Source organism: Rhodococcus sp. PvR099 (assembly GCF_017833315.1).
In the GTDB taxonomy this organism is placed as follows: domain Bacteria; phylum Actinomycetota; class Actinomycetes; order Mycobacteriales; family Mycobacteriaceae; genus Rhodococcus_G; species Rhodococcus_G oryzae.
The window spans coordinates 5,660,274-5,679,065 of sequence record NZ_JAFIBV010000001.1 but is presented as its reverse complement, the minus strand read 5'-3'; the positions used below and the strand labels follow the sequence as shown (position 1 = coordinate 5,679,065).

Genomic DNA, 18,792 nt, shown 5'->3' with positions numbered 1-18,792 from the left:
GCCGCGCGTCCGCCGCGTCCTCCGTGGTCCGTGGGATCCGGCAAGATGTCCGGCATGGGCGAGATCCACATCCACCGCTTCGGGCCCCCGGTCGGCAGGCAGGTCATGGCGCTGCACGGCCTCACCGGCCACGGTCAGCGCTGGCAGCACCTCGCGGAGGGGCACCTGCCCGAGGCCAGGGTGATCGCGCCCGACCTGCGGGGCCACGGCCGCTCGACGTGGTCGCCGCCCTGGGGCATCGCCGACCATGTCGACGACCTCGTCGGGGTCCTGGAGTCGGAGGCCACCGAGCCGGTCGTGCTGGTGGGCCACTCGTACGGCGGCGCCATCGCCGTGCACCTGGCCCGCCGTGTACCGGAGCGGGTGCGCGCCCTGGTGCTCCTCGACCCCGCGATCGGAATGGATCCGGCGTTCATGGCGGAGATCGCCGACCTGACCGTCCGGTTCCCGGACTACACCGACGCCGCGGAGGCGCGTTCGGAGAAAGTGCACGGGGCGTGGGCGGACGTGGCGGACGAGGTGCTCGACGTCGAGCTCGCCGAGCACCTGATCGACCGCGAGGGCGGCCGGGTCGGCTGGCGGATGTCGATCCCCGCGATCGTGGCGTCCTGGGGCGAACTGGCCCGGCCGTTCGTGCTGCCGCCAGCGGACCTGCCCACGATCCTGGTGCAGGCGATGCGGGTGCAACCGCCGTACGTCACCGCGGCGTTCCGGACCGCCCTCGCGGCACACCTCGGCGATCGCCTCACCGTGGTCGAGATGGACGTCGATCACATGGTCGGGCAGGCCCGGCCGGTGGACGTCGCGGAACTGATCGGGAAGCTGCTGTAGGTGGCCGCCACCACGGAGGCGCAGATCGAGCGGGTCCGCGAGCTGGTCGCGGCGATCCCGCCCGGCAAGGTGGCGACCTACGGCGACATCGCGGCGGCCGCCGGGCTGTCGAGCCCCAGGACCGTCGGCTGGATCATGCGCACCGACTCGGCCGACCTGCCGTGGCACCGGGTGCTCGGCGCGAGCGGCAGGCCCGCCGCCCATCTCGCGCACCGGCAGATCTCGAAGCTGGCGCTCGAAGGTGTGCCGATCCGTGACGGACGGGTCGACCTCGCCGCCGCGCGACACGAGTTCTGAGATCGTCGAGCGATGAGCGGCGAACGCGACCTCGAGGTCCTGATCTCATCGATGAACCCGGTCCGACATCCGGGGACGTTCGTATTCGTCTCGGTGCCCGCTGCAGCGGCCGCCGGGATCCCGGCTGCGGCAACGATCACGGAGGAGGAGGGCGTCACCCTGGTGGTCGCCAAGGCGGAGGCCGACGCCCGCGGCTGGGGCTACGACTTCGAAGCGGCCTGGCTGACGCTGCGGGTGCACTCCGCGCTGGACGCCGTCGGGCTCACCGCGGCGGTGAGCTCGCGGCTGGCCGAGGCCGGCATCAGCTGCAACGTCATCGCCGGATACCACCACGACCACCTGCTGGTGCCCGTCGACGATGCGTCGCGTGCGATCGACGAGCTGAACGCGCTGGCCGCCGAGGCTCGGGGCCGCCGGGCTTGACCGATCGGCTGCTCAGTCCCCGACCGCCAGCTCGGCGCGTATCGCCTCCACGCCGGCGACCACCTCACTGAAGCTGGTGCTCAGCGGGCTCAGCCCCAGCCGAAGTCCCTCGGGCGCCCGGAAGTCGGGAATCACCCCGCGCTCCCACAGCGCGGGGGTCGCGGCCCGGAAGCGCGGGTGGTCGATGGTGACGTGGCCGCCGCGCAGACTCGGGTCGACCGGCGACGCGATCGTCACCCCCAGCGGAACGAGCGACTCGGCTACGAGCTCGAGCGTGAACTCGGTGAGCCGCACCGATTTCGCCCTGATCTCACCGATCCCCGCCCCGTCGATGAGCTCGACGGTGTCGCGCATCGCGATCATCCCCAGGATCGCCGGCGTGCCGCTGAGGATCCGCCGGATGCCGCGCGCGGGCCGGTAGCCCGCCGCCATCTCGAAAACGTCCTCGCGGCCCATCCACCCCCAGATCGGCTGCACGAACTCCTCCAGCAGCCCGGCACGGACATAGGCGAACGCGGGCGATCCGGGCCCGCCGTTCAGGTATTTGTAGGTACAGCCGACGGCGAGATCGACTCCCCACTCGTCGAGTTCGATCGGGACCGAGCCGACCGAGTGGCACAGGTCCCACAACATGAGCGCGCCCGCAGCATGCGTGACCCGGGTGATCGAGGCGGCGTCGGCCAGATAACCCGACCGATAGGCGACGTGGCTGAGCACCACCAGCGCGGTCCGGTCCCCGACCACCGCGGCGACCTCGTCCGCGCGCACCCCGCTCCGCGGGTCCGACTCGATCCACCTCAGAGTCATCCCGAGCTCGGACGCGACCGCCTCGAGGACGTAGCGGTCGGTGGGGAAATTGTCTGTGTCCACCACGATCTCGTCGCGCCCCGGCCGCAGCGCGACGGCGCCCCTGGCCAGCTTGTAGAGCAGCACGCTGGTGGAGTCGCCCACCGCGGTCTGGCCCGCGGCCGCGCCGAGCACCACCCGCCCGAGATCATCGCCGATGGTCAGGGGCAGGTCGAACCACTCCTCGTCCCAGCCACGGATCAGCCTGCCGCCCCAGGACTCGGCGACGAAGCGGGCCACCTGCTCGGCACCCGCCTTGGTCGGCCGCCCCAGCGAGTTCCCGTCCAGGTAGGAGACGACGGACGGGGCGTCGACGAACAGGTCCCGGTACGAGCACAGCGGATCGGTATCGTCGAGTTCGACGGCGCGCACCGAGAAGTGTTGTGGGACAGGACTCGAGAGACTCATCCGAACTGCTCCTTGATCTGCGCCGACTCGAGGTTGCGGGTCGAGGCGAGCCAGGAGGCCCAGTGCCTCTCATCGCTGGGCGGCGCACCCGGCGCCCACGCGAGCCGGGTCGAGGTGCCCGGCGGCCACGGGATGGTGATCGACTCCAGCACCGCCACCCGATCGAGGCCTGCGTCGAGCAGGGCGTCGAGTTCACGCGGGTTGAGTCCGACCGGCTGCGGACCGTTGCCCTGGTCGGTTCCGTACTTCACGACCCCGCCACACGCACGGAACCGGCGAAGGTTGTCGGTGGCGACATCGAATTCGCCTCCGCGGCCGTGAATGTCGAGCGTGCTGATCCACCGCATCGACGCCGCCATCGCCGTGAGCAGTTCCTCGGGCAGGCGCTCGGTCCACGGGGTGTGCGCGAGTCGTTCCACTCCGGCCTCGAAGGCGCGCGCGGCCTGGCCCCGTCCCTCCGCGTGCGCGACGACGGGAACTCCGTCCGCGTGCGCGGCTCCGACCAGTGCGTCGAGCGTCGCGTCGTCGAACACCGGCCCCGCCGCGCTGTTCAGCATGATCTTCACGAAGGACGCGCCCGCCCTGACCTGGGTGTCGACGGCGCTCGCCGCCGCCTGCGGTCCGTCGACCACGCGCACCGACTCGGCCGCCGCCCAGGACCGGTCGGTGGGGTATCCGCCAGGGGCGGTGAGGAACTGACCCGCAAAGCTCACCTCGGGTAGTCCGGTGTGCACCGCCGCGTCGGCGAACGGGGCGAGAACCGACGGCGGCGAGCCGAGGTCGTGCACCACCGCCAGCCCACCCGCGAAGAGGGCGCCGGCATCGACCAGCCCGAGGTGCACGTGGGCGTCGCGCAGGCCCGCGAACACCACGCCGGGAATCTCGAGATCGGCGCGCCCGTCCATGGCGTTCCGCCGCCGAGCCGAGACCAGCAGATCGCCGCCAACCGTCAGTCGGCAGCGTCCCAACCACGCCCCGCTCCACAGGTTCGCGACGTCGACGTTCATGCCCCGGCCCGTCAGTTCCCCAGCTCGGTGCGTACCGCGAACAGCTCGGGAAAGAAGCTGAGTTCGAGCGCGCGCTGTAGGTACCCCGCGCCGCCAGAGGACCCGCCGGTGCCGGTCTTCATCCCGATCACCCGCAGCACGGTCCGTAGGTGCCGAAACCGCCAGAGCTGGAAGCTCTCCTCCAGGTCGACGAACTCCTCGAAGGACTCGTACGCGGGCCAGCAGTCCCCCGGATGCTCGTAGACGTGCTTGACCAGCGGCATCAGCTCTGGGTTCAGCACATAGGCCGCGGTGACCGCGCGGTCCAGCGCGGAGCCGGGCACGTCGTAGCCCGCACGGGCGAGGCAGCGCCAGAACTCGTCGTACAGGGTCGGCTCGCCCAGGAGATCGTCGAGGACGGCATGGGACGGCGGATCCGCCTCGAACACCCCGAGCAGGTCCGCGTTCTTGTTCCCGAGGATGAACTCGACGGCCCGGTACTGGTACGACTGGAATCCGGATGCGCTGCCGAGGAAACCTCGGAACTCGGCGTACTCGGTCGGCGTCAGCGTCGCCAGGATCGACCACTGCTCGGTCATCGACTTCTGGATGTGCTTGACGCGGGCGATGCACTTGAGCGCCACCCCGATGGCGTCCTCGGCGAACGCGGCGCGGGCCGCGCGGATCTCGTGCAGGACGAGCTTGAGCCAGAGCTCGGTGGTCTGGTGCGCGATGATGAAGAGCATCTCGTCGTGGTGCTGCGGCTCGCTGACCGGGTTCTGCGCGCTGAGCAGCGTGCCCAGGTCGAGGTAGGAGCCGTAGCTCATTCTGGCGCTGAAGTCCGTGACGATGCCAGGCTCGAGCTCCCGGAAGTTCGGTTCACCGCCCAGCGTCATGCGTGTGATTGTCCGCCGACCTGCGGATATCGTCCGCGGCCGTGGCCGAATCGTTGTGTTTACATCCGCACCGGGCAACTGCGACACTGAAAGGCGGCGTATTTCTACGACCGAATCGCGGTGAGCGATCATGGGCGGCGAGTACGACGTCGCAATTGTCGGATCGAGCCTGGCCGGGTGCACGGCCGCCATCCTGCTCGGACGCCGAGGCCTGCGGGTGGCGCTGCTGGAGGCGAATCGGAATCCGGCGGCGTACAAGCGAATGTGCACGCACTACATCCAGTCGTGCGCGCTCCCCACCCTCCAGCGGCTCGGACTCGACTCCGAACTCGAGGCCGCCGGGGCGATCCGCAACCACGGCAACGCCTGGAGTCGATTCGGCTGGGTCGAGGAACCGGAACCGACAAACCGACCATCGCACGGCTACAACCTCCGACGCGAGATCCTCGATCCGCTGATGCGGCGAACCGCCGCCAAGGCGCCGGGTGTCGATCTGATGTTGGGCGCGAAGCTGCGTGAGCTGACTCGAGGTCCCGATGGGCGCGTCGACGGTGTGGTCGCCGACCGCGTGGGACGGCTCTCCTGCCGACTGGTCGTCGGCGCGGACGGTCGGTTCTCGAAGGTGGCCCGGCTCGCCGGCCTACCCGGCCGGGAGTCCCGGAACGACCGCTTCGCCTACTTCGCCTCCTTCGTGAACGTCACCATCCCCCATGGGCAATCGGTCCAGCTGTGGCTGCTCGAGCCCGACGCGGCATACGCGTTCGGCAACGATGCCGGGGTCACCGTCCTCACCGCCGTGCCCGACAAGAGCCGACTGCCGGAGTTCGACGACGACAAGGAGGCAGCGCTGGTGCGCATGTTCGAGGGTCTGCCGGACGCCCCGGACCTGACCGATGCGGAGCGAGTGTCCGATGTCGTCGGCACCCGCGACTACCCGAGCGTCACCCGGCTCCGCATCACCGCTCCCGGCGTCGCGCTCGTCGGGGACGCCGCCCTGGTACTCGACCCTGTCTGGGGCGCCGGGTGCGGCTGGGCGCTGCAGACCGCCGAGTGGCTGAGCGACTCCGTCGCGAAACCGCTCGTGACCGGCACCGACCGAGAGATAGACCGGGCGGCACGTCGCTACCAGCGTCATCACCGGATGCGACTGTGGCCGCACCAGTTCTTCGCGATCGAATTCAGCCAGCGTCCTCGACTCAATCCGCTGCAACGCCTGCTGTTCGCAGGCGCCGCCCGCGATCCGTGGGTGGCGGACCGGTTCTTCGCGTACGGCACCCGCAACCGCTCGCCCTTCGTGATGCTCTCTCCACGAATGCTGGCCCGCGCGGCGCGCGCCAGGCGAGCGGTCCGGTGACGATCCTCCTCGCGAATACGATGGACAGATGGATCAGACCCTGCCCCCGTGCCCCCAGTGCTCCTGCGAGTTCACCTACGAGATGGGCTCGCTCCTTGTCTGCCCGGAATGCGCACACGAGTGGGCGGCGGGCGCGGGCGATGACGAGGGCACCGACGTGATCCGCGACGCCGTCGGCAACGTGCTCGCCGACGGCGACACCGTCACGGTGATCAAGACGCTCAAGGTCAAGGGCAGCCCGACCGGCATCAAGTCGGGCACCAAGGTGCGCAACATCCGTCTGGTCAAGGGCGTCGGCGACCATGACATCGACTGCAAGGTCGACGGCATCGGTCCGATGCAGCTCAAGTCGAGCGTGGTCAAGAAGGCCTGACTCGGGGTTACGTCGACGGTTGCACCAGTGGGGCGCCCGCGACGTACTCCATCGCGGCCACGAATTCCGGCTGCTGCGAACGGATCTCGAGTTCTTCTGGCGTCAGATCCACCACGCGGGTCTGAATCCACCACAGGTTGCCCAGCGGATCGCGGACGCGACCGACGCGATCCCCGAAGAAGAGTTCGGTCACCTCCGTGACCGGCGTTGCCCCCGCCTCAAGTGCCTGCAGGAAGGTGGCATCGGCGTCCTCGACGTACAGCCGCAGGAAGCCGGACGTGTCCGGCCAATCCGGGCGACCGTCGAACATCATCACCACCGAGTCCCCGATCCGCACCTCCGCGTGTCCGATCGCGCCCCCGTACTCGACGCGGGCCAGTTCTTCGGCGTCGAACGCGTCCCGCACGAAGTCGAGCAGCCGCGCGGTGTCCCGGGAGATGATCCAGGGCGTGACGGTGGCGTAGCCCTCGGGGACTGGCCGGACCTGGGTGGATTGCATCGTCTTTTCCATGCCTCCGACGCTAGGGAGGATCGAGGACAACCGGCGTCCTCAATTCGAATCACCTGCAGATCAATGGGATCATCTATCGATGACCACCGGCGCTCCCTCGGCATACGATGCAGTCATTCTCGCCGGCGGATCCGCCACCCGGATGGGTGGCGTCGACAAGCCCGCGATCGTCATCGCCGGCCGTTCGATGCTGCGCGCCGCGCTCGACGCCGTCGCCGGGGCGGAGCGGGTGGTCGTGGTCGGACCGCACCGCGACGACCTCGCCGCCTCGATCGCACAGACTCAGGAATCGCCTGTCGGCGGCGGCCCGGTCCTCGCGATGGACGCGGGCCTGCTCGAGTTGGGCGGCGGCACCACCCCGGTGGTGGTGATCGCCGCCGACCTACCGTTCCTGTCCTCGGCATCGATCGAGAGCCTGGTCGCGGCGCTAGACCGCGAGCCGAGTGCACCCGCGGCCTTTGCGCTCGACGAATCCGGTCGGGTGCAGTTCCTCCTCGGTGTGTGGCGCCGGGATGCGCTGTCCGCGGGGCTCGACGAGCTCGGGCGCACCGATCTGGCCAACAGGCCGATGAAGACACTGATCCCGGCCGGGTACGTCACCGTTCCCATGGCCGGGATCTCCGACTGCGACACCGAGGCCGATGTCGCAGCCGCCCGGGCGCGCAGCGCCTCCCCCGCCGTCGGTCTCGATGAGGCCAGGCGGGCCGTCCGCGAGGCCGTCGCCATGCTGCCCGCTCGCTCGGCCGCCCCGCTCGCCGCGATCGGGGGGGTGCTGGCGCGACCGATGCTCGCCGCCGACGCGCTGCCCCGGATCGACATCTCGGCGATGGACGGCTACGCCGTATCCGGCGACGGCCCCTGGCAACTCGACACGGCCATCCGCTATGCCGGCTCGGAGGACGAGGTCGAACTCGAACCCGGGCACGCGGTGCGCATCGCCACCGGTGCCCATGTGCCGTCCGGGGCCACCTCCGTCGTGCGCGACGAGCACGTCGAACTCGCGGACACCACGCTGAGCAGGCGCCCGGACGCACCGGTCCGCGACGACACCCGCAGGCGCGGTGAGAACTGGCAGCCGGGTGCACCGCTCGCGGAGGCGGGCGAACCGGTCACCCCCGCCGTCGTCTCGGTGGCGCTCAGCGGTGAGGTCACCGAACTACTGGTCCGTGGGCCCGTCACGGCCCACATCGTGGTGACCGGGGACGAGATCCGCCGAGACGGCCCGTTGCGCACCGGCCAGACCCGGGACAGCCTCGGACCCGTGATGCCGCATTTCTTGTCCTGGTGCGGGATTCGCACGGCCGCCGAATCGCACCTGCGCGACACCGTCGGGGGCTTCGATGAGCTACTGGCGCAGCCGGTTTCGGACACGGGAGCGCAACCCGACCTGATCGTCATCGTCGGCGCGACCGGGGGCGGCGCCGCCGATCACCTGCGGATGGCGCTCACCCGCTGCGGCGCCCGCCTGGTGGTCGGGCGGGTGCGATGCCGGCCGGGCGGTTCGCAGGTGGTCGCGGTGCTGCCGGACGGCCGCATCGTGCTGGGGTTGCCCGGCAACCCCTTCGCGGCGGTCGCCACGATGCTCATGACGGCGCCTGCCGTGGTCGCCGCGCTCACCGGCGCCCCGGCCCCTACCCGGCCGCGCGCGCCGATCGAGAACGCCGCGGAACTCGCCTCCGACGCCCCTCGGGTCGTCACGGCCACCCGACGGTCAGACGGTCACTGGCACGCGACCGCGCCGGTGGGGACGGCTCACCTCGCCGCGCTGATCGGGGCCGACGCCCTCGCGATCATCGAACCGGCAACGCCTGACGGTGGCTCCGCGGAACTGCTGCCGTTGCCTCGTTGACGGAGGCGATGTCCGCGCAGCCGGCGCGATAGCGGTCGGCCAACAGCCGAACCAGAGCCGGGTGCACCCCGAGCGGCTCGGCCACCCCGTCCGATCCGGCATCGACCAGCCTCCGGTGGAACAGGCCGTGCGCCAACAGATACGAGGCGATGAACACCCGGCGGTGACCCGCCGACCGCAGCCCCTCGACCACCTCGGGCACCCGCGGCTCCGCGGTCGCGACGTAGCCGATGTGCACCGTGCTCCGGACCAGTTCCGCGAGCATCATGGCGCCGCGGCGCACGTCGGCCAGCGCGCGCGGATCCGACGATCCGGCCGCCGCGAGCACCACCGCGTCGCCCAGCCGCCAGCCCGCCTCGCGCAGGCGCTCGAACAGCACGGTGGCCAGCACCGGGTCCGGCCCGAGTGCCCTGGTGACGGTCACATCGGGGTGCCCGGAATCGACGACCTCGCGCGGGACGTCCGTGTGCACGTGATACCCCGAGGCGAGAAAGGCGGGCACCACGACGGCGGGCCCGCCGAGGTCGCGGAGCACCTCCGAGGGCGACGGACCGAGGACGTCGACGAAGGCGACGCGGGTGGTGCCCACCTCGTCCGCCACGGCATCGGCGAGCGCGGCGACCATGTCGACGCCGCGCGGGCTCCTGGTGCCGTGCGCGACGAGCACCAGCGCCGGCCCGGCCACTAGTCGTCCCCGCAATCGACCGGGTCGAGCGCGAGACGGTAGCCGCGCTTGACCACCGTCTGCACGATCTTCGGGGCGCCGAGACAGGTCCGCAGCCGCGCGATGGCGGTCTCCACCGCGTGGGTGTCCTCGCCGCCGCCGGGGAGCACGGAGAGCAACTCCTCCCGCGAGACGACCCGTCCGGGCCGGTGCGCCAGTGTTCGCATCAAAGCCATTGCGGCAGGAGCGAGTTGACGAACCTCGCCGTCCACGACGACACATCCGCCCCGCACGCTCACGTCGTGACCCGCCGCGCGCAGGCGCATCGAGCGGCGCGGCAGCTCCTCGGCGATGTGCCGGGCCAGCGACCCGAGCCTCGCCCGCCCCGGCATGGTGCTCGGGACACCGAGCGCCTCGAGCGGCGCCGCGGTCACCGGGCCGACGCAGACCGCGAGCACCCGGGTGCGCAACGAGTTCAGCAACGGATCGATGAGACCGATCTCCTTGGCCCGGATCAGCATCGACGCCACCGCGGGCGCGCTGGTGAAGCTCAGCGCGTCCAGACCCCCTCCGACGGTCAGCTCGATGAGCCGGTCCATCGCGGTGGGGTCGTCGGGCTGGGTCCACCGGTACACCGGAACCGGGACGACCTCGGCCCCGGCCACCCGCAGCACCTCGCAGAAATCGGGCAGCGGCTCCCACTCGGTGGTGGCGCCGTGCAACTGCACGGCGATCCGCTTGCCCTCGACACCCTCGGCCAGCAGGTGATCGATCACCTCGGCCGACGACTCGGAAACCGGGGACCACTCCTCGCGCAGGTCCGCGGCGCGGATCGCGCCCTTTGCCTTCGGACCGCGGGCCAGCAGCCGGGCGGTCGACAGCGCGCCGCCCAACTGCTCGGCGAGGCCCCAGCCATCGGCGGCCTCCATCCAGCCGCGGAACCCGATTCCGGTGGTCGCGACCGCGATCTCGGGCGGGTTGTCGATCAGTTCCCTGGTCACCCTTTCCAGCTCGGCATCGTCGACGAGCGGGATGATCCGGATCGCGGCCGCGTGCACGACGGTGGCACCGCGACGGGTCAGCAGGGTGGTGAACTCCTCCGATCGCCTGGCCGCGGTCACCCCCACGGTGAAACCGGACAGAGGCTCACCGACCTGCGGCACCGCCTTGCCCTCGCTCATGCGCTGTCCGCCACGGCAGACGAGGTGCTGTGGACCTGGACCATGCCCGCCCAGACCCGCACGTCGTACACCGGCAGCCGGACGGACTCGTCGTCGAGGCAGCGCCCGTCGACGAGCGAGAACACCTGCTTGAGCAGGGGCGAGACCACGATGGGCTCGCCTGCCCTGTCCCCGACCAGGCCGCGCGACATCACCGCCGCGCGCCCGAAGGGGTCGATGTTCCCCACTGCGTAGAGCGAGCCGTCCTCCATGAGGAACAGGGCTGCCTGCTCGCCCCCCCGAATCAACACCGCGACACCGAGCCCCGGGATGAGGTGGCTGAGCGGGCAGGCCGAGGTCCATTCGAGTCGTCCGTCGTTGACGCTCTCGCGTCCGGGTCCGGTCACGTTGTGCGCCTTCATCTCGATAACGGTCATCATCGTGGTCCTCCTGTAATGCAGGCTTACTTTCTACTTTTCCGGTGTTACCTGGGCGTTAAGCCGTGATTCCCTCGGGGTAAGCAGGTTCTGAGCGGTCGTCATCCGCTACTGGGAGATCGTGGCTGGCATCGGCGGAATCCCCATCAGGACCGGGATCTTGCGATCGCCGGACTCGTCGAACACCACGGTCGGGTCGGCCTCCTCCGGTGCGTTGACGAAGGACACGAAGCGCGAGAGCTTCTCCGGATCGTCGAGCACGCCAGCCCACTCGTCCTGGTAGCCCTCGACGTGCTTGGCCATGGCCGCCTCGAGCTCCTCGGCGATACCAAGGCTGTCCTCGCAGACCACAGCTTTGAGGTGATCGAGGCCGCCCTCCATAGCCTCCACCCACGGCGCGGTGCGCTGCAACCGGTCGGCGGTGCGGACGTAGAACATCAGGTACCGGTCGATGTAGCGGATCAGCGTCTCGTCGTCTAGACCACCGGCCAGCAGCTGCGCGTGCTTGGGCGACTGACCGCCGTTGCCGCCGACGTAGAGGTTCCAGCCGTTCTCGGTGGCGATGACGCCGACGTCCTTGCCGCGGGCCTCCGCACACTCACGCGCGCACCCGGAGACACCGAACTTGATCTTGTGCGGGGAACGCAAACCGCGGTAACGGTTCTCGAGTCCGACGGCCATGCCAACGGAGTCCTGGACGCCGTACCGGCACCAGGTGGATCCGACACAGCTCTTCACCGTGCGCAGCGACTTGCCGTAGGCCTGACCGGACTCCATGCCGGCGTCGACCAGTCGCTTCCAGATCGCGGGCAGCTGCTCGACGCGGGCACCGAACAGATCGATGCGCTGGCCACCGGTGACCTTGGTGTACAGACCGAAATCCCGTGCCACCTCACCGATCACGATCAGCTGCTCGGGTGTGCACTCGCCACCGGGCATCCGCGGCACCACCGAGTAGGTGCCGTTCTTCTGGATGTTGGCCAGGAAGTGGTCGTTGGTGTCCTGCAGCGAGGCCTGGTTCCTGTGCAGGATGTGATCCGAATCGGTCGAGGCCAGGATCGAGGCGACCACAGGCTTGCAGATGTCGCATCCGCTTCCGGTGCCGAACTTGGTGATCAGCGCGGAGAAGGTGCGGGTACCGGTCGCCATCACGATCTCGAACAGCTCCGCGCGCGACTGCTCGAAATGCTCACAGAGAGCCTTCGACATCACCACGCCGGACGAGGCCAGTAGCTGCTTGATCGTGGGCAGGCACCCCCCGCAGGTGGTTCCCGCGTTGGTGCAGCTCTTGACGGACGCGATGTCGCAGGCGCCCTCGGCGATCGCACCGCAGATGGCGCCCTTCGTGACGCCGTTGCAGGAGCACACCTCGGCATCGTCGGGCAGCGATCCGGCGCCGGGCTTCTCGCCCGCAGGCGAGATCAGCGACGCCGGGTCGCCGGGGAGCTCGCGTCCCACCAGGGGCCGCAGCGACGCGTACGCGGACGCGTCGCCGACGAGGATGCCGCCGAGCAGGATCTTGGCGTCGTCGGACACCACGAGCTTGGCGTAGGTGCCCTTGGCCGCGTCGCTGAGGACCACCTCGAGCGCACCGGGCGTCTGCGCGTGCGCGTCACCGAAACTGGCGACGTCCACCCCCATCAGCTTGAGCTTGGTGGACAGGTCCGCGCCAGGGAACTCGGCCGCGCCGCCGAGCAGCCGATCGGCCACGATCTCGGCGGTGGTGTAGCCGGGCGCCACCAGGCCGTACGCGACGCCCTCGACGGCCGCGCACTCGCCGACGGCGTAGACAGCCTCGTCGGAGGTCCGGCAGCCGAGATCGGTGAGGATGCCGCCGCGTTCACCGACCTCGAGTCCGGCCGCACGGGCCAGCTGATCCTGCGGCCGGATGCCCGCGGAGAACACCAGCAGCGCCGCCTCGATCACCGATCCGTCCGAGAGCTCGACGCTCACGCCGTCGGGCCCCTCGGTGATGGCGGCGGTGCCGACGCCCGCGTGCACGGTCACGCCGAGGTCGGTGACCAGCCGCGCCAGCAGCGCGCCGCCGCCCTCGTCGACCTGCAGCGGCATCAGCCGCGGGGCGAACTCGACCACATGCGGGGTCATGCCCATCAGCCGGAGCGCATTGGCCGCCTCCAGGCCCAGCAGGCCGCCACCGACGACGACGCCGACCGCCCCCGGACCCGCCTTCTCCGCGGTGGCGCGGATACCGTCGAGATCGTCGAGGGTGCGGTACACGAAGCACTCGGGTCGGTCGTGGCCGGGAATCGGCGGCACGAACGGGTACGAGCCGGTGGCCATGACGAGGGCGTCGTAGCCGAGGGTGTCGCCGGCGCCGGTGGTGACGGTGCGTGCGGTGCGGTCGATCGCGACAGCCCGCTCGCCGGTCCGCAGGTCGACCAGCGGGTCACCGGCGTAGTCGTTGCCCGCGAGCGCCAGTTCCTTTGCGTCCCAGGACCCGATGTACGAGGACAGGCCGACCCGGTCGTAGGCGGGCAGCGCCTCCTCACACAGAACGGTCACTCGCCACTGGGCGTCCTCGTCCCGCGCGCGCAGCGCCTCGACGAATCGATGGCCGACCATTCCGTGCCCGATCACCACTACCGACTTGTTGTTCATGCTGCGCCCTCTTCTTCGATCGATGGTGTTTCGTGTGCTGGTTGGTCTCTTGGTTCCGGATCCGAGTTACGTAGCCATTCGCAGATGCCATGGACGACGGAGCTGCAACCGCCGCAGCCGGTGGTCGCCCTGGTTTCCGTGGCCATGGCCGCCACGCTGCGCGAGCCCGCCTTCCACGCCGTGGTCAGCTGCGACTTGGTCACCGAGTTGCACCTGCAGACCACAGCCGACCCCGGCATGGTGGCCGGGCTCGCCACCTCGACGCCCGCGCCCGATCCGCGGCCGATGAGAAGCGACATCCGATCCACCGGAACCGGCAGCTGCGCGTCGAACAGCTGGGTCAGGGTGCCGACCACGTCGGGGTTTCCCAGCAGCACCGCCCCGACCACCCGGTCCTCCCGCACCACGACCTTCGCGTAGCGCCCCCGGGTCGGGTCGGCCAGGGTCAGCACCTCGCTGTGGCTGCAGTGCATCTCGGCGCTGATGTCGCCCATCGAGGCGAGGTCGATGTCGTGCGCCTTGAGCCGCGTCACGTTCGCGGTCCCGTGGTAGGTGGCGAATCGGTTCTCGCCCGCGAGCCGCTCGGCCACCACCGCGGCCTGCTCCCAACCCGGCTGCACCAGTCCGTAGACCTCGCCACGGTGCTGCGCGCACTCCCCGATGGCGGAGACGCGCGGGGCGCTGGTCCGCAGCAGGTCGTCGACCACGATGGCCTGATCGATCGCGATGCCCGCGGACTCGGCCAGCGACACCTCCGGCCGGATCCCCGCGGACAGCACCAGCAGATCGGCGGGCAATTCGGTCTCGTCGTCGAGCACCACGGTCCGGTTCTCTGCGTCGCGGGCGACCGCCCTGCGACCGAGCACCATCCGCATGCCGAGCTCGGTGAGCACCCGGGTCAGCACCGCGCCGCCCGCGGGGTCGAGCTGGCGCTCCATCGGAAAGTCCTTGGGGTGCACCACCGTGACGTCCATGCCGCGCATCAATAGCCCGCGGGCCGCCTCCAGTCCGAGCAGGCCGCCACCCAGCACGACGGCACTGGAACCGCCGGTGGCCGCGGCGATGATCTGGTCGCAGTCGCCGATCGTGCGGAACGCGGCGACGCCGTCGACCAGCGTGCCCGACTCGTCCACCGCGCCCGCGATCGGCGGGATGAACGATCGGCTACCGGTCGCCAGCACCAGCTCGTCGTAGCCGATCTCCTCGTGACCGGACCCGGTGCCGTCGTCGCAGCGCACGGTCCGTGCGGCCGTGTCGATGCCGGTCACCCGGACTCCGGAGCGGACGTCGATGCCCTGACGCTCCCACCAGCCGTCCGGCTTGAGCCGGGTGTCGCGGCCGGTGATGCTGCCCGCCAACACGTTCGAGAGCAGGATGCGGTTGTAGGCGGGGTGCGCCTCGGCACCGATCACCACGATGTCGAGCCGCGCTCCGTCCGGGTCCCGTCGCCGCAGTTCCTCCGCCAGTCGCGAGCCGGCCATGCCGTTGCCCACCACCACGATTCGGGTCCTGGTCATGCCATCGCCTCCGTGTCTGATGTCGACTGACGTATCGTCTCCAGCCTCACCGCACATGCCTTGAACTCCGGCATCCCGCTCGTCGGGTCGAGAGCCGGGTTGGTCAACAGGTTCGCCCGACCGGAGCCGGCGAAATGGAACGGCAGGAACACGGTGTCGAGCCGCATGCTGTCGTCGCAGCGCACAGTCGCCTCGGTCCGGCCCCGCCTGCTCACCACGGCGGCCTGCTGACCCTCGGCGAGGCCCACCCGGTGCGCGGTGTCGGGGTGCACCTGCACGAACATCCCGCCCGCGGCGCGGACCAGTTCGTCGATCCGGCGGGTCTGCGCCCCGGACTGGTAGTGCGCGAGGACCCGTCCCGTCGTGGCCACCAACGGGAACTCGGCGTCCGTCCCCTCGCTCGGCCCACGGTGCTCCACCGCGACGAAACGCGCACGGCCGTTCGGGGTCTCGAATCGATCAAGAAACAAACGCGGTGTCCCCGGGTGTTCGGGCTCGCCCGCTGGGGTGGCCGGGCACGGCCAGTGCAGCGCGGCGCCCTCGTCCAGCCGGGCGTAGCTGATCCCCGAGTAGTCCGCGACCCCGCCCGCGGAGGCCAACCGGAGCTCTTCGAAGACGGCCTCGGGATCGGTTCCGAACCGACCCGCGGGCTGACCGAGACGGCGCGCGAGCCCGGCCAGCACCTCGAGCTCGGAACGCGGTCCCTCGGGGGCGGGCACGGCGGCCTTGCGGCGCAGCACCCTGCCCTCGAGGCTGGTCATGGTGCCCTCTTCCTCTGCCCACTGCAGGACCGGCAGGACGACGTCCGCCATGGCGGCGGTCTCCGAGAGCAGGAAGTCGTTGACGACCAACAGGTCCAGCGCGGACAGTCGGTCCACGACATGGCCGGCTCGGGGAGCCGACACCGCGAGGTTCGCCCCGTGCACCATCAGCGCGCTCGGCCCGCCGGGCGTGCCGAGCGACTCGAGCAGCTCGTACGCGCTCTTGCCCGGGCCGGGCAGCTCGGCGGGGTCGATGCCCCACACCTGCGCGACATGCACCCGCGCGGCGGGATCTGTGATCTTGCGGTAGCCGGGCAGCTGATCCGCCTTCTGCCCGTGCTCGCGACCGCCCTGCCCGTTGCCCTGCCCGGTGATGGCGCCGTAACCGCTGCCCCGGCGGCCGGGCAGCCCGAGGGCAAGGGCCAGGTTGATCACGGCCGAGACGTTGTCGGTCCCGGTCGCGTGCTGCTCGGCTCCCCTGGCCGTCAGGATGTAGGCACCAGCGTCGGACTGCTGTGCGCGCCACAGGATCTCCACCGTGCGGCGCAGCGCGCTCACCGGCACCCCGGTGACCCGCTCGGTGCGCTCGGGCCACCACTGCGCGGCGGCCAGCCAGGCATCGTCGAATCCCTCGGTGCGGGCGCCGACGAAGTTGTGGTCGATCCGGCCGTCGAGCACGGCCAGGTGCAGCAGGCCCAGTGCCAGCGGCAGGTCGGTGCCCGGGCTCAACTGCAGGTGCACCCCGCCGCCTGCGAGCGCGCGTTCCACGGTGGCCGTGCGCCGGGGGTCCGCGACGATGAGTCCGCCCGCGTCCGCCGCGGTCGCGAGGTGACCGACGAACGGCGGCATGGTCTCGGCGACGTTGCCGCCCAGGATCAGGATCGCCCGCGCCGCACCGAGATCGGCCACGGGGAAGGGCAGACCGCGGTCGAGCCCGAAGGCCTTGCCACCCGCTGCCGCCGCCGAGGACATGCAGAACCGGCCGTTGTAATCGATGTTCGAGGTGCGCAGCGCCACCCGGGCGAACTTGCCCAGCTGGTACGCCTTCTCGTTGGTGAGCCCGCCGCCGCCGAAGATGGCAACGGCGTCGCGCCCGCCCTTTGCCTGCGCCGCCGCGAAGCCGTCGGCCACGATGTCGAGCGCGGTGTCCCAGCTCGCGGGGGTCAGTTCCCCGTCCCGGCGCACCAGCGGTGCGGTGAGCCGGTTCGGGTTCCGCAGCAGTTCCGCACTGGTCCAGCCCTTCTGGCACAGCCCGCCCCGGTTGGTGGGGAAGCTCCGACCCGTGACCGTCGCGGTCAGGGCCTGATCCGTTGCCGAGGAGTCCCGCGCGATGTTCATCGCGCACTGGAGTCCGCAGTACGGGCAGTGGGTGGGGGTGGAGACCAGTGACGGAACTGCGATGGTCATACCAGCACCGACTCCTCGGTCTCGGTGACGTCCCTGGCCGCCGGGCGGCGCAGGAACACCACATAGGTGACGACGATGCAGGCCAGGTAGAAGCCGAAGAAGACCCAGAACGCCATGGTCGCGGACTTGGCCGGGCTCAGGTACGAGGCCCGGAGCACCAGGTTGATGCCGACGCCGCCGAGTCCACCGATCGCGCCCGCGAACCCGATCAGCGCGCCTGACATGCTGCGGGACCAGGAGGCCTTCTCGACCTTGCTGAGCTCGTCCATGCCCTGGGCCTTGGCCTCGAAGATGGACGGGATGATCTTGTACACCGAGCCGTTGCCGACGCCGGACAGGATGAACAGCGCGATGAAGCCCAGGACCAGGATGGCCAGCGTGCCGGTGGTCGCGGGGCCCGCCGCACGGTCGTCGAGGGTGCTCGCGCCGACCACGACCGCCGCGGCCAGCGCCATCGCCGAGAAGGTGTACAGCGTGATCTTGCCGCCGCCGACGCGGTCCGCGAGCTTGCCACCTATCGGCCGGGCGATCGAGCCGAGCAGCGGTCCGATGAACGCGATCTGTGCGGCGTGCAGCGCGGCCTGGGCGGGGGTGTCGCCGCCTGCCAGGAAGTTGATCTGCATGACCTGGCCGAAGGCGAAGCTGTAGCCGATGAAGGAACCGAAGGTGCCGATGTACAGGAAGCTGATGACCCAGGAATCGCGGAACTTGAGCGCCTTGCCCATCGCCCGCAGGTCGGCCTTCTGGTTGCCGAGGTTGTCCATGAACAGCGCGGCGCCGATCGCGGCGATGCCGACGAAGACCAGGTAGATCGAGCAGACGATCCAGGGCTCGGTGTTACCGACGGTGGCGATCACGAGCAGACCGATGAGCTGGATCAGCGGCACGCCGATGTTGCCGCCGCCCGCGTTCAGGCCGAGGGCCCAGCCCTTGAGGCGCTGCGGGTAGAAGGCGTTGATGTTCGTCATCGAGGACGCGAAGTTGCCGCCGCCGACTCCGGCGAGGGCCGCCACCAGCAGGAACGTGGTGTAGGAGGCGCCTGGGTTCAGCATCAGCACCAGGGTCAGCACCAGGGGGATGAACAGGACCAGCGCGCTGAACACGGTCCAGTTGCGCCCGCCGAACCGCGCGGTCGCGACGGTGTAGGGGATGCGGAGGATGGAGCCGACCAGGGTCGGGACCGCCACCAGGAAGAACTTGCCCGCAGGGTCGATGCCGTAGACATCGGTCGGCATGAACAGGATCATCACCGACCAGATGGACCACACCGAGAAGCCGACATGCTCCGCGATGACCGACCAGACGAGATTGCGCTTGGCGATGTCCTTGCCGCCGGCCTCCCAGGCCTCGACGTCCTCGGCATCCCATTCCGCGATGTAGTGCTTGCGATTCGAGAACTTGTCCTCGAGCGCGCCGGCTGTTGCCGTGGCTTCGTCCGAACGTGTGGTCACCG

The 18,792-nt window shown here is 70.3% G+C and carries 17 protein-coding genes; 6 read left to right on the top strand and 11 right to left on the bottom strand.

The annotated features are described in order from the left end of the window. Positions 1-54: 54 nt before the first annotated feature. The 3 genes from JOE46_RS26145 to JOE46_RS26135 are packed head-to-tail and all read left to right on the top strand — an operon-like array spanning position 55 to position 1,551. A complete protein-coding gene (locus JOE46_RS26145; RefSeq protein ID WP_209928871.1) occupies positions 55-831 on the top strand; it encodes an alpha/beta fold hydrolase in 777 nt (258 codons plus the stop codon). Further along, entirely contained in the window at positions 832-1,128 is a 297-nt protein-coding gene (locus tag JOE46_RS26140; RefSeq protein WP_097210604.1) for an MGMT family protein, read from the top strand. It abuts the gene before it with no gap. A 12-nt stretch (positions 1,129-1,140) separates the two neighbouring features. Beyond that, positions 1,141-1,551, top strand: coding sequence for an ACT domain-containing protein (locus JOE46_RS26135; protein WP_097210603.1), 411 nt, complete (start codon positions 1,141-1,143; stop codon positions 1,549-1,551). A 12-nt stretch (positions 1,552-1,563) separates the two neighbouring features. Here the strand turns inward: JOE46_RS26135 and JOE46_RS26130 are convergent, their stop codons facing one another. From JOE46_RS26130 to JOE46_RS26120, 3 genes are read right to left on the bottom strand one after another with little or no spacing between them, the layout of a single operon-like run. Beyond that, positions 1,564-2,805 (bottom strand): kynureninase, encoded by a 1,242-nt coding sequence (locus JOE46_RS26130; RefSeq protein WP_097210602.1) that lies wholly within the window; start codon positions 2,803-2,805, stop codon positions 1,564-1,566. Continuing rightward, entirely contained in the window at positions 2,802-3,812 is a 1,011-nt protein-coding gene (locus JOE46_RS26125; protein WP_097210601.1) for an amidohydrolase, read from the bottom strand. Before JOE46_RS26125 ends, JOE46_RS26130 begins: the two co-directional genes overlap by 4 nt. A gap of 11 nt (positions 3,813-3,823) precedes the next feature. Next, positions 3,824-4,687 carry a tryptophan 2,3-dioxygenase family protein gene (locus JOE46_RS26120; protein ID WP_245221178.1) on the bottom strand — a complete coding sequence of 288 codons (864 nt, stop codon included), beginning with the start codon at positions 4,685-4,687 and terminating at the stop codon, positions 3,824-3,826. A gap of 130 nt (positions 4,688-4,817) precedes the next feature. On the opposite strand from JOE46_RS26120, the gene JOE46_RS26115 reads away from it, so the two are divergent. Together JOE46_RS26115 and JOE46_RS26110 are read left to right on the top strand one after the other, a co-directional pair. Further along, entirely contained in the window at positions 4,818-6,041 is a 1,224-nt protein-coding gene (locus tag JOE46_RS26115) for an NAD(P)/FAD-dependent oxidoreductase (RefSeq protein ID WP_209928870.1), read from the top strand. Positions 6,042-6,069: 28 nt separating this feature from the next. Beyond that, on the top strand, positions 6,070-6,414 hold the full coding sequence (locus JOE46_RS26110) for a zinc ribbon domain-containing protein YjdM (RefSeq protein ID WP_097210599.1): 345 nt from the start codon (positions 6,070-6,072) through the stop codon (positions 6,412-6,414). Positions 6,415-6,421: 7 nt separating this feature from the next. On the opposite strand, the gene JOE46_RS26105 is transcribed toward JOE46_RS26110, so the two are convergent. After that, positions 6,422-6,925 (bottom strand): VOC family protein, encoded by a 504-nt coding sequence (locus JOE46_RS26105; protein WP_245221177.1) that lies wholly within the window; start codon positions 6,923-6,925, stop codon positions 6,422-6,424. Between the two features lie 79 nt (positions 6,926-7,004). On the opposite strand from JOE46_RS26105, the gene JOE46_RS26100 reads away from it, so the two are divergent. Next, positions 7,005-8,774: an NTP transferase domain-containing protein gene (locus JOE46_RS26100; protein ID WP_209928868.1), complete on the top strand. Its 1,770-nt coding sequence runs from the start codon at positions 7,005-7,007 to the stop codon at positions 8,772-8,774. Here the strand turns inward: JOE46_RS26100 and JOE46_RS26095 are convergent. The 7 genes from JOE46_RS26095 to JOE46_RS26065 all read right to left on the bottom strand — a co-directional run bounded on the left by JOE46_RS26095 (position 8,716) and on the right by JOE46_RS26065 (position 18,715). Beyond that, on the bottom strand, positions 8,716-9,399 hold the full coding sequence (locus JOE46_RS26095) for a sirohydrochlorin chelatase (protein ID WP_245222396.1): 684 nt from the start codon (positions 9,397-9,399) through the stop codon (positions 8,716-8,718). The genes JOE46_RS26100 and JOE46_RS26095 overlap by 59 nt on opposite strands. Positions 9,400-9,458: 59 nt before the next feature. Continuing rightward, a complete protein-coding gene (locus tag JOE46_RS26090) occupies positions 9,459-10,619 on the bottom strand; it encodes a uroporphyrinogen-III synthase (RefSeq protein WP_097210595.1) in 1,161 nt (386 codons plus the stop codon). Next, positions 10,616-11,035, bottom strand: a complete 420-nt coding sequence (gene nirD / locus JOE46_RS26085) for a nitrite reductase small subunit NirD (protein WP_097210594.1) — start codon at positions 11,033-11,035, stop codon at positions 10,616-10,618. The genes JOE46_RS26090 and nirD overlap by 4 nt, the downstream gene beginning before the upstream one ends. A gap of 108 nt (positions 11,036-11,143) precedes the next feature. Next, positions 11,144-13,654 carry a nitrite reductase large subunit NirB gene (gene nirB, locus JOE46_RS26080; RefSeq protein WP_209928867.1) on the bottom strand — a complete coding sequence of 837 codons (2,511 nt, stop codon included), beginning with the start codon at positions 13,652-13,654 and terminating at the stop codon, positions 11,144-11,146. Continuing rightward, positions 13,651-15,171 carry an FAD-dependent oxidoreductase gene (locus JOE46_RS26075; RefSeq protein ID WP_209928865.1) on the bottom strand — a complete coding sequence of 507 codons (1,521 nt, stop codon included), beginning with the start codon at positions 15,169-15,171 and terminating at the stop codon, positions 13,651-13,653. The genes nirB and JOE46_RS26075 overlap by 4 nt, the downstream gene beginning before the upstream one ends. After that, positions 15,168-17,339 (bottom strand): molybdopterin oxidoreductase family protein, encoded by a 2,172-nt coding sequence (locus JOE46_RS26070; RefSeq protein WP_209928864.1) that lies wholly within the window; start codon positions 17,337-17,339, stop codon positions 15,168-15,170. The genes JOE46_RS26075 and JOE46_RS26070 overlap by 4 nt, the downstream gene beginning before the upstream one ends. Then, positions 17,336-18,715 (bottom strand): nitrate/nitrite transporter, encoded by a 1,380-nt coding sequence (locus JOE46_RS26065; protein WP_257017132.1) that lies wholly within the window; start codon positions 18,713-18,715, stop codon positions 17,336-17,338. The genes JOE46_RS26070 and JOE46_RS26065 overlap by 4 nt, the downstream gene beginning before the upstream one ends. Between the last annotated feature and the right edge of the window lie 77 nt (positions 18,716-18,792).

Bases quoted from the DNA above. Each gene is read 5' to 3' on its own strand.
- JOE46_RS26145 (WP_209928871.1), top strand. From the start codon at position 55: ATGGGCGAGATCCACATCCACCGCTTCGGGCCCCCGGTCGGCAGGCAG.
- JOE46_RS26135 (WP_097210603.1), top strand. From the start codon at position 1,141: ATGAGCGGCGAACGCGACCTCGAGGTCCTGATCTCATCGATGAACCCG.
- JOE46_RS26130 (WP_097210602.1), bottom strand. From the start codon at position 2,805: ATGAGTCTCTCGAGTCCTGTCCCACAACACTTCTCGGTGCGCGCCGTC.
- JOE46_RS26125 (WP_097210601.1), bottom strand. From the start codon at position 3,812: ATGAACGTCGACGTCGCGAACCTGTGGAGCGGGGCGTGGTTGGGACGC.
- JOE46_RS26120 (WP_245221178.1), bottom strand. From the start codon at position 4,687: ATGACGCTGGGCGGTGAACCGAACTTCCGGGAGCTCGAGCCTGGCATC.
- JOE46_RS26115 (WP_209928870.1), top strand. From the start codon at position 4,818: ATGGGCGGCGAGTACGACGTCGCAATTGTCGGATCGAGCCTGGCCGGG.
- JOE46_RS26110 (WP_097210599.1), top strand. From the start codon at position 6,070: ATGGATCAGACCCTGCCCCCGTGCCCCCAGTGCTCCTGCGAGTTCACC.
- JOE46_RS26105 (WP_245221177.1), bottom strand. From the start codon at position 6,925: ATGGAAAAGACGATGCAATCCACCCAGGTCCGGCCAGTCCCCGAGGGC.
- JOE46_RS26100 (WP_209928868.1), top strand. From the start codon at position 7,005: ATGACCACCGGCGCTCCCTCGGCATACGATGCAGTCATTCTCGCCGGC.
- JOE46_RS26095 (WP_245222396.1), bottom strand. From the start codon at position 9,399: ATGGTCGCCGCGCTCGCCGATGCCGTGGCGGACGAGGTGGGCACCACC.
- JOE46_RS26090 (WP_097210595.1), bottom strand. From the start codon at position 10,619: ATGAGCGAGGGCAAGGCGGTGCCGCAGGTCGGTGAGCCTCTGTCCGGT.
- nirD (WP_097210594.1), bottom strand. From the start codon at position 11,035: ATGACCGTTATCGAGATGAAGGCGCACAACGTGACCGGACCCGGACGC.
- nirB (WP_209928867.1), bottom strand. From the start codon at position 13,654: ATGAACAACAAGTCGGTAGTGGTGATCGGGCACGGAATGGTCGGCCAT.
- JOE46_RS26075 (WP_209928865.1), bottom strand. From the start codon at position 15,171: ATGACCAGGACCCGAATCGTGGTGGTGGGCAACGGCATGGCCGGCTCG.
- JOE46_RS26070 (WP_209928864.1), bottom strand. From the start codon at position 17,339: ATGACCATCGCAGTTCCGTCACTGGTCTCCACCCCCACCCACTGCCCG.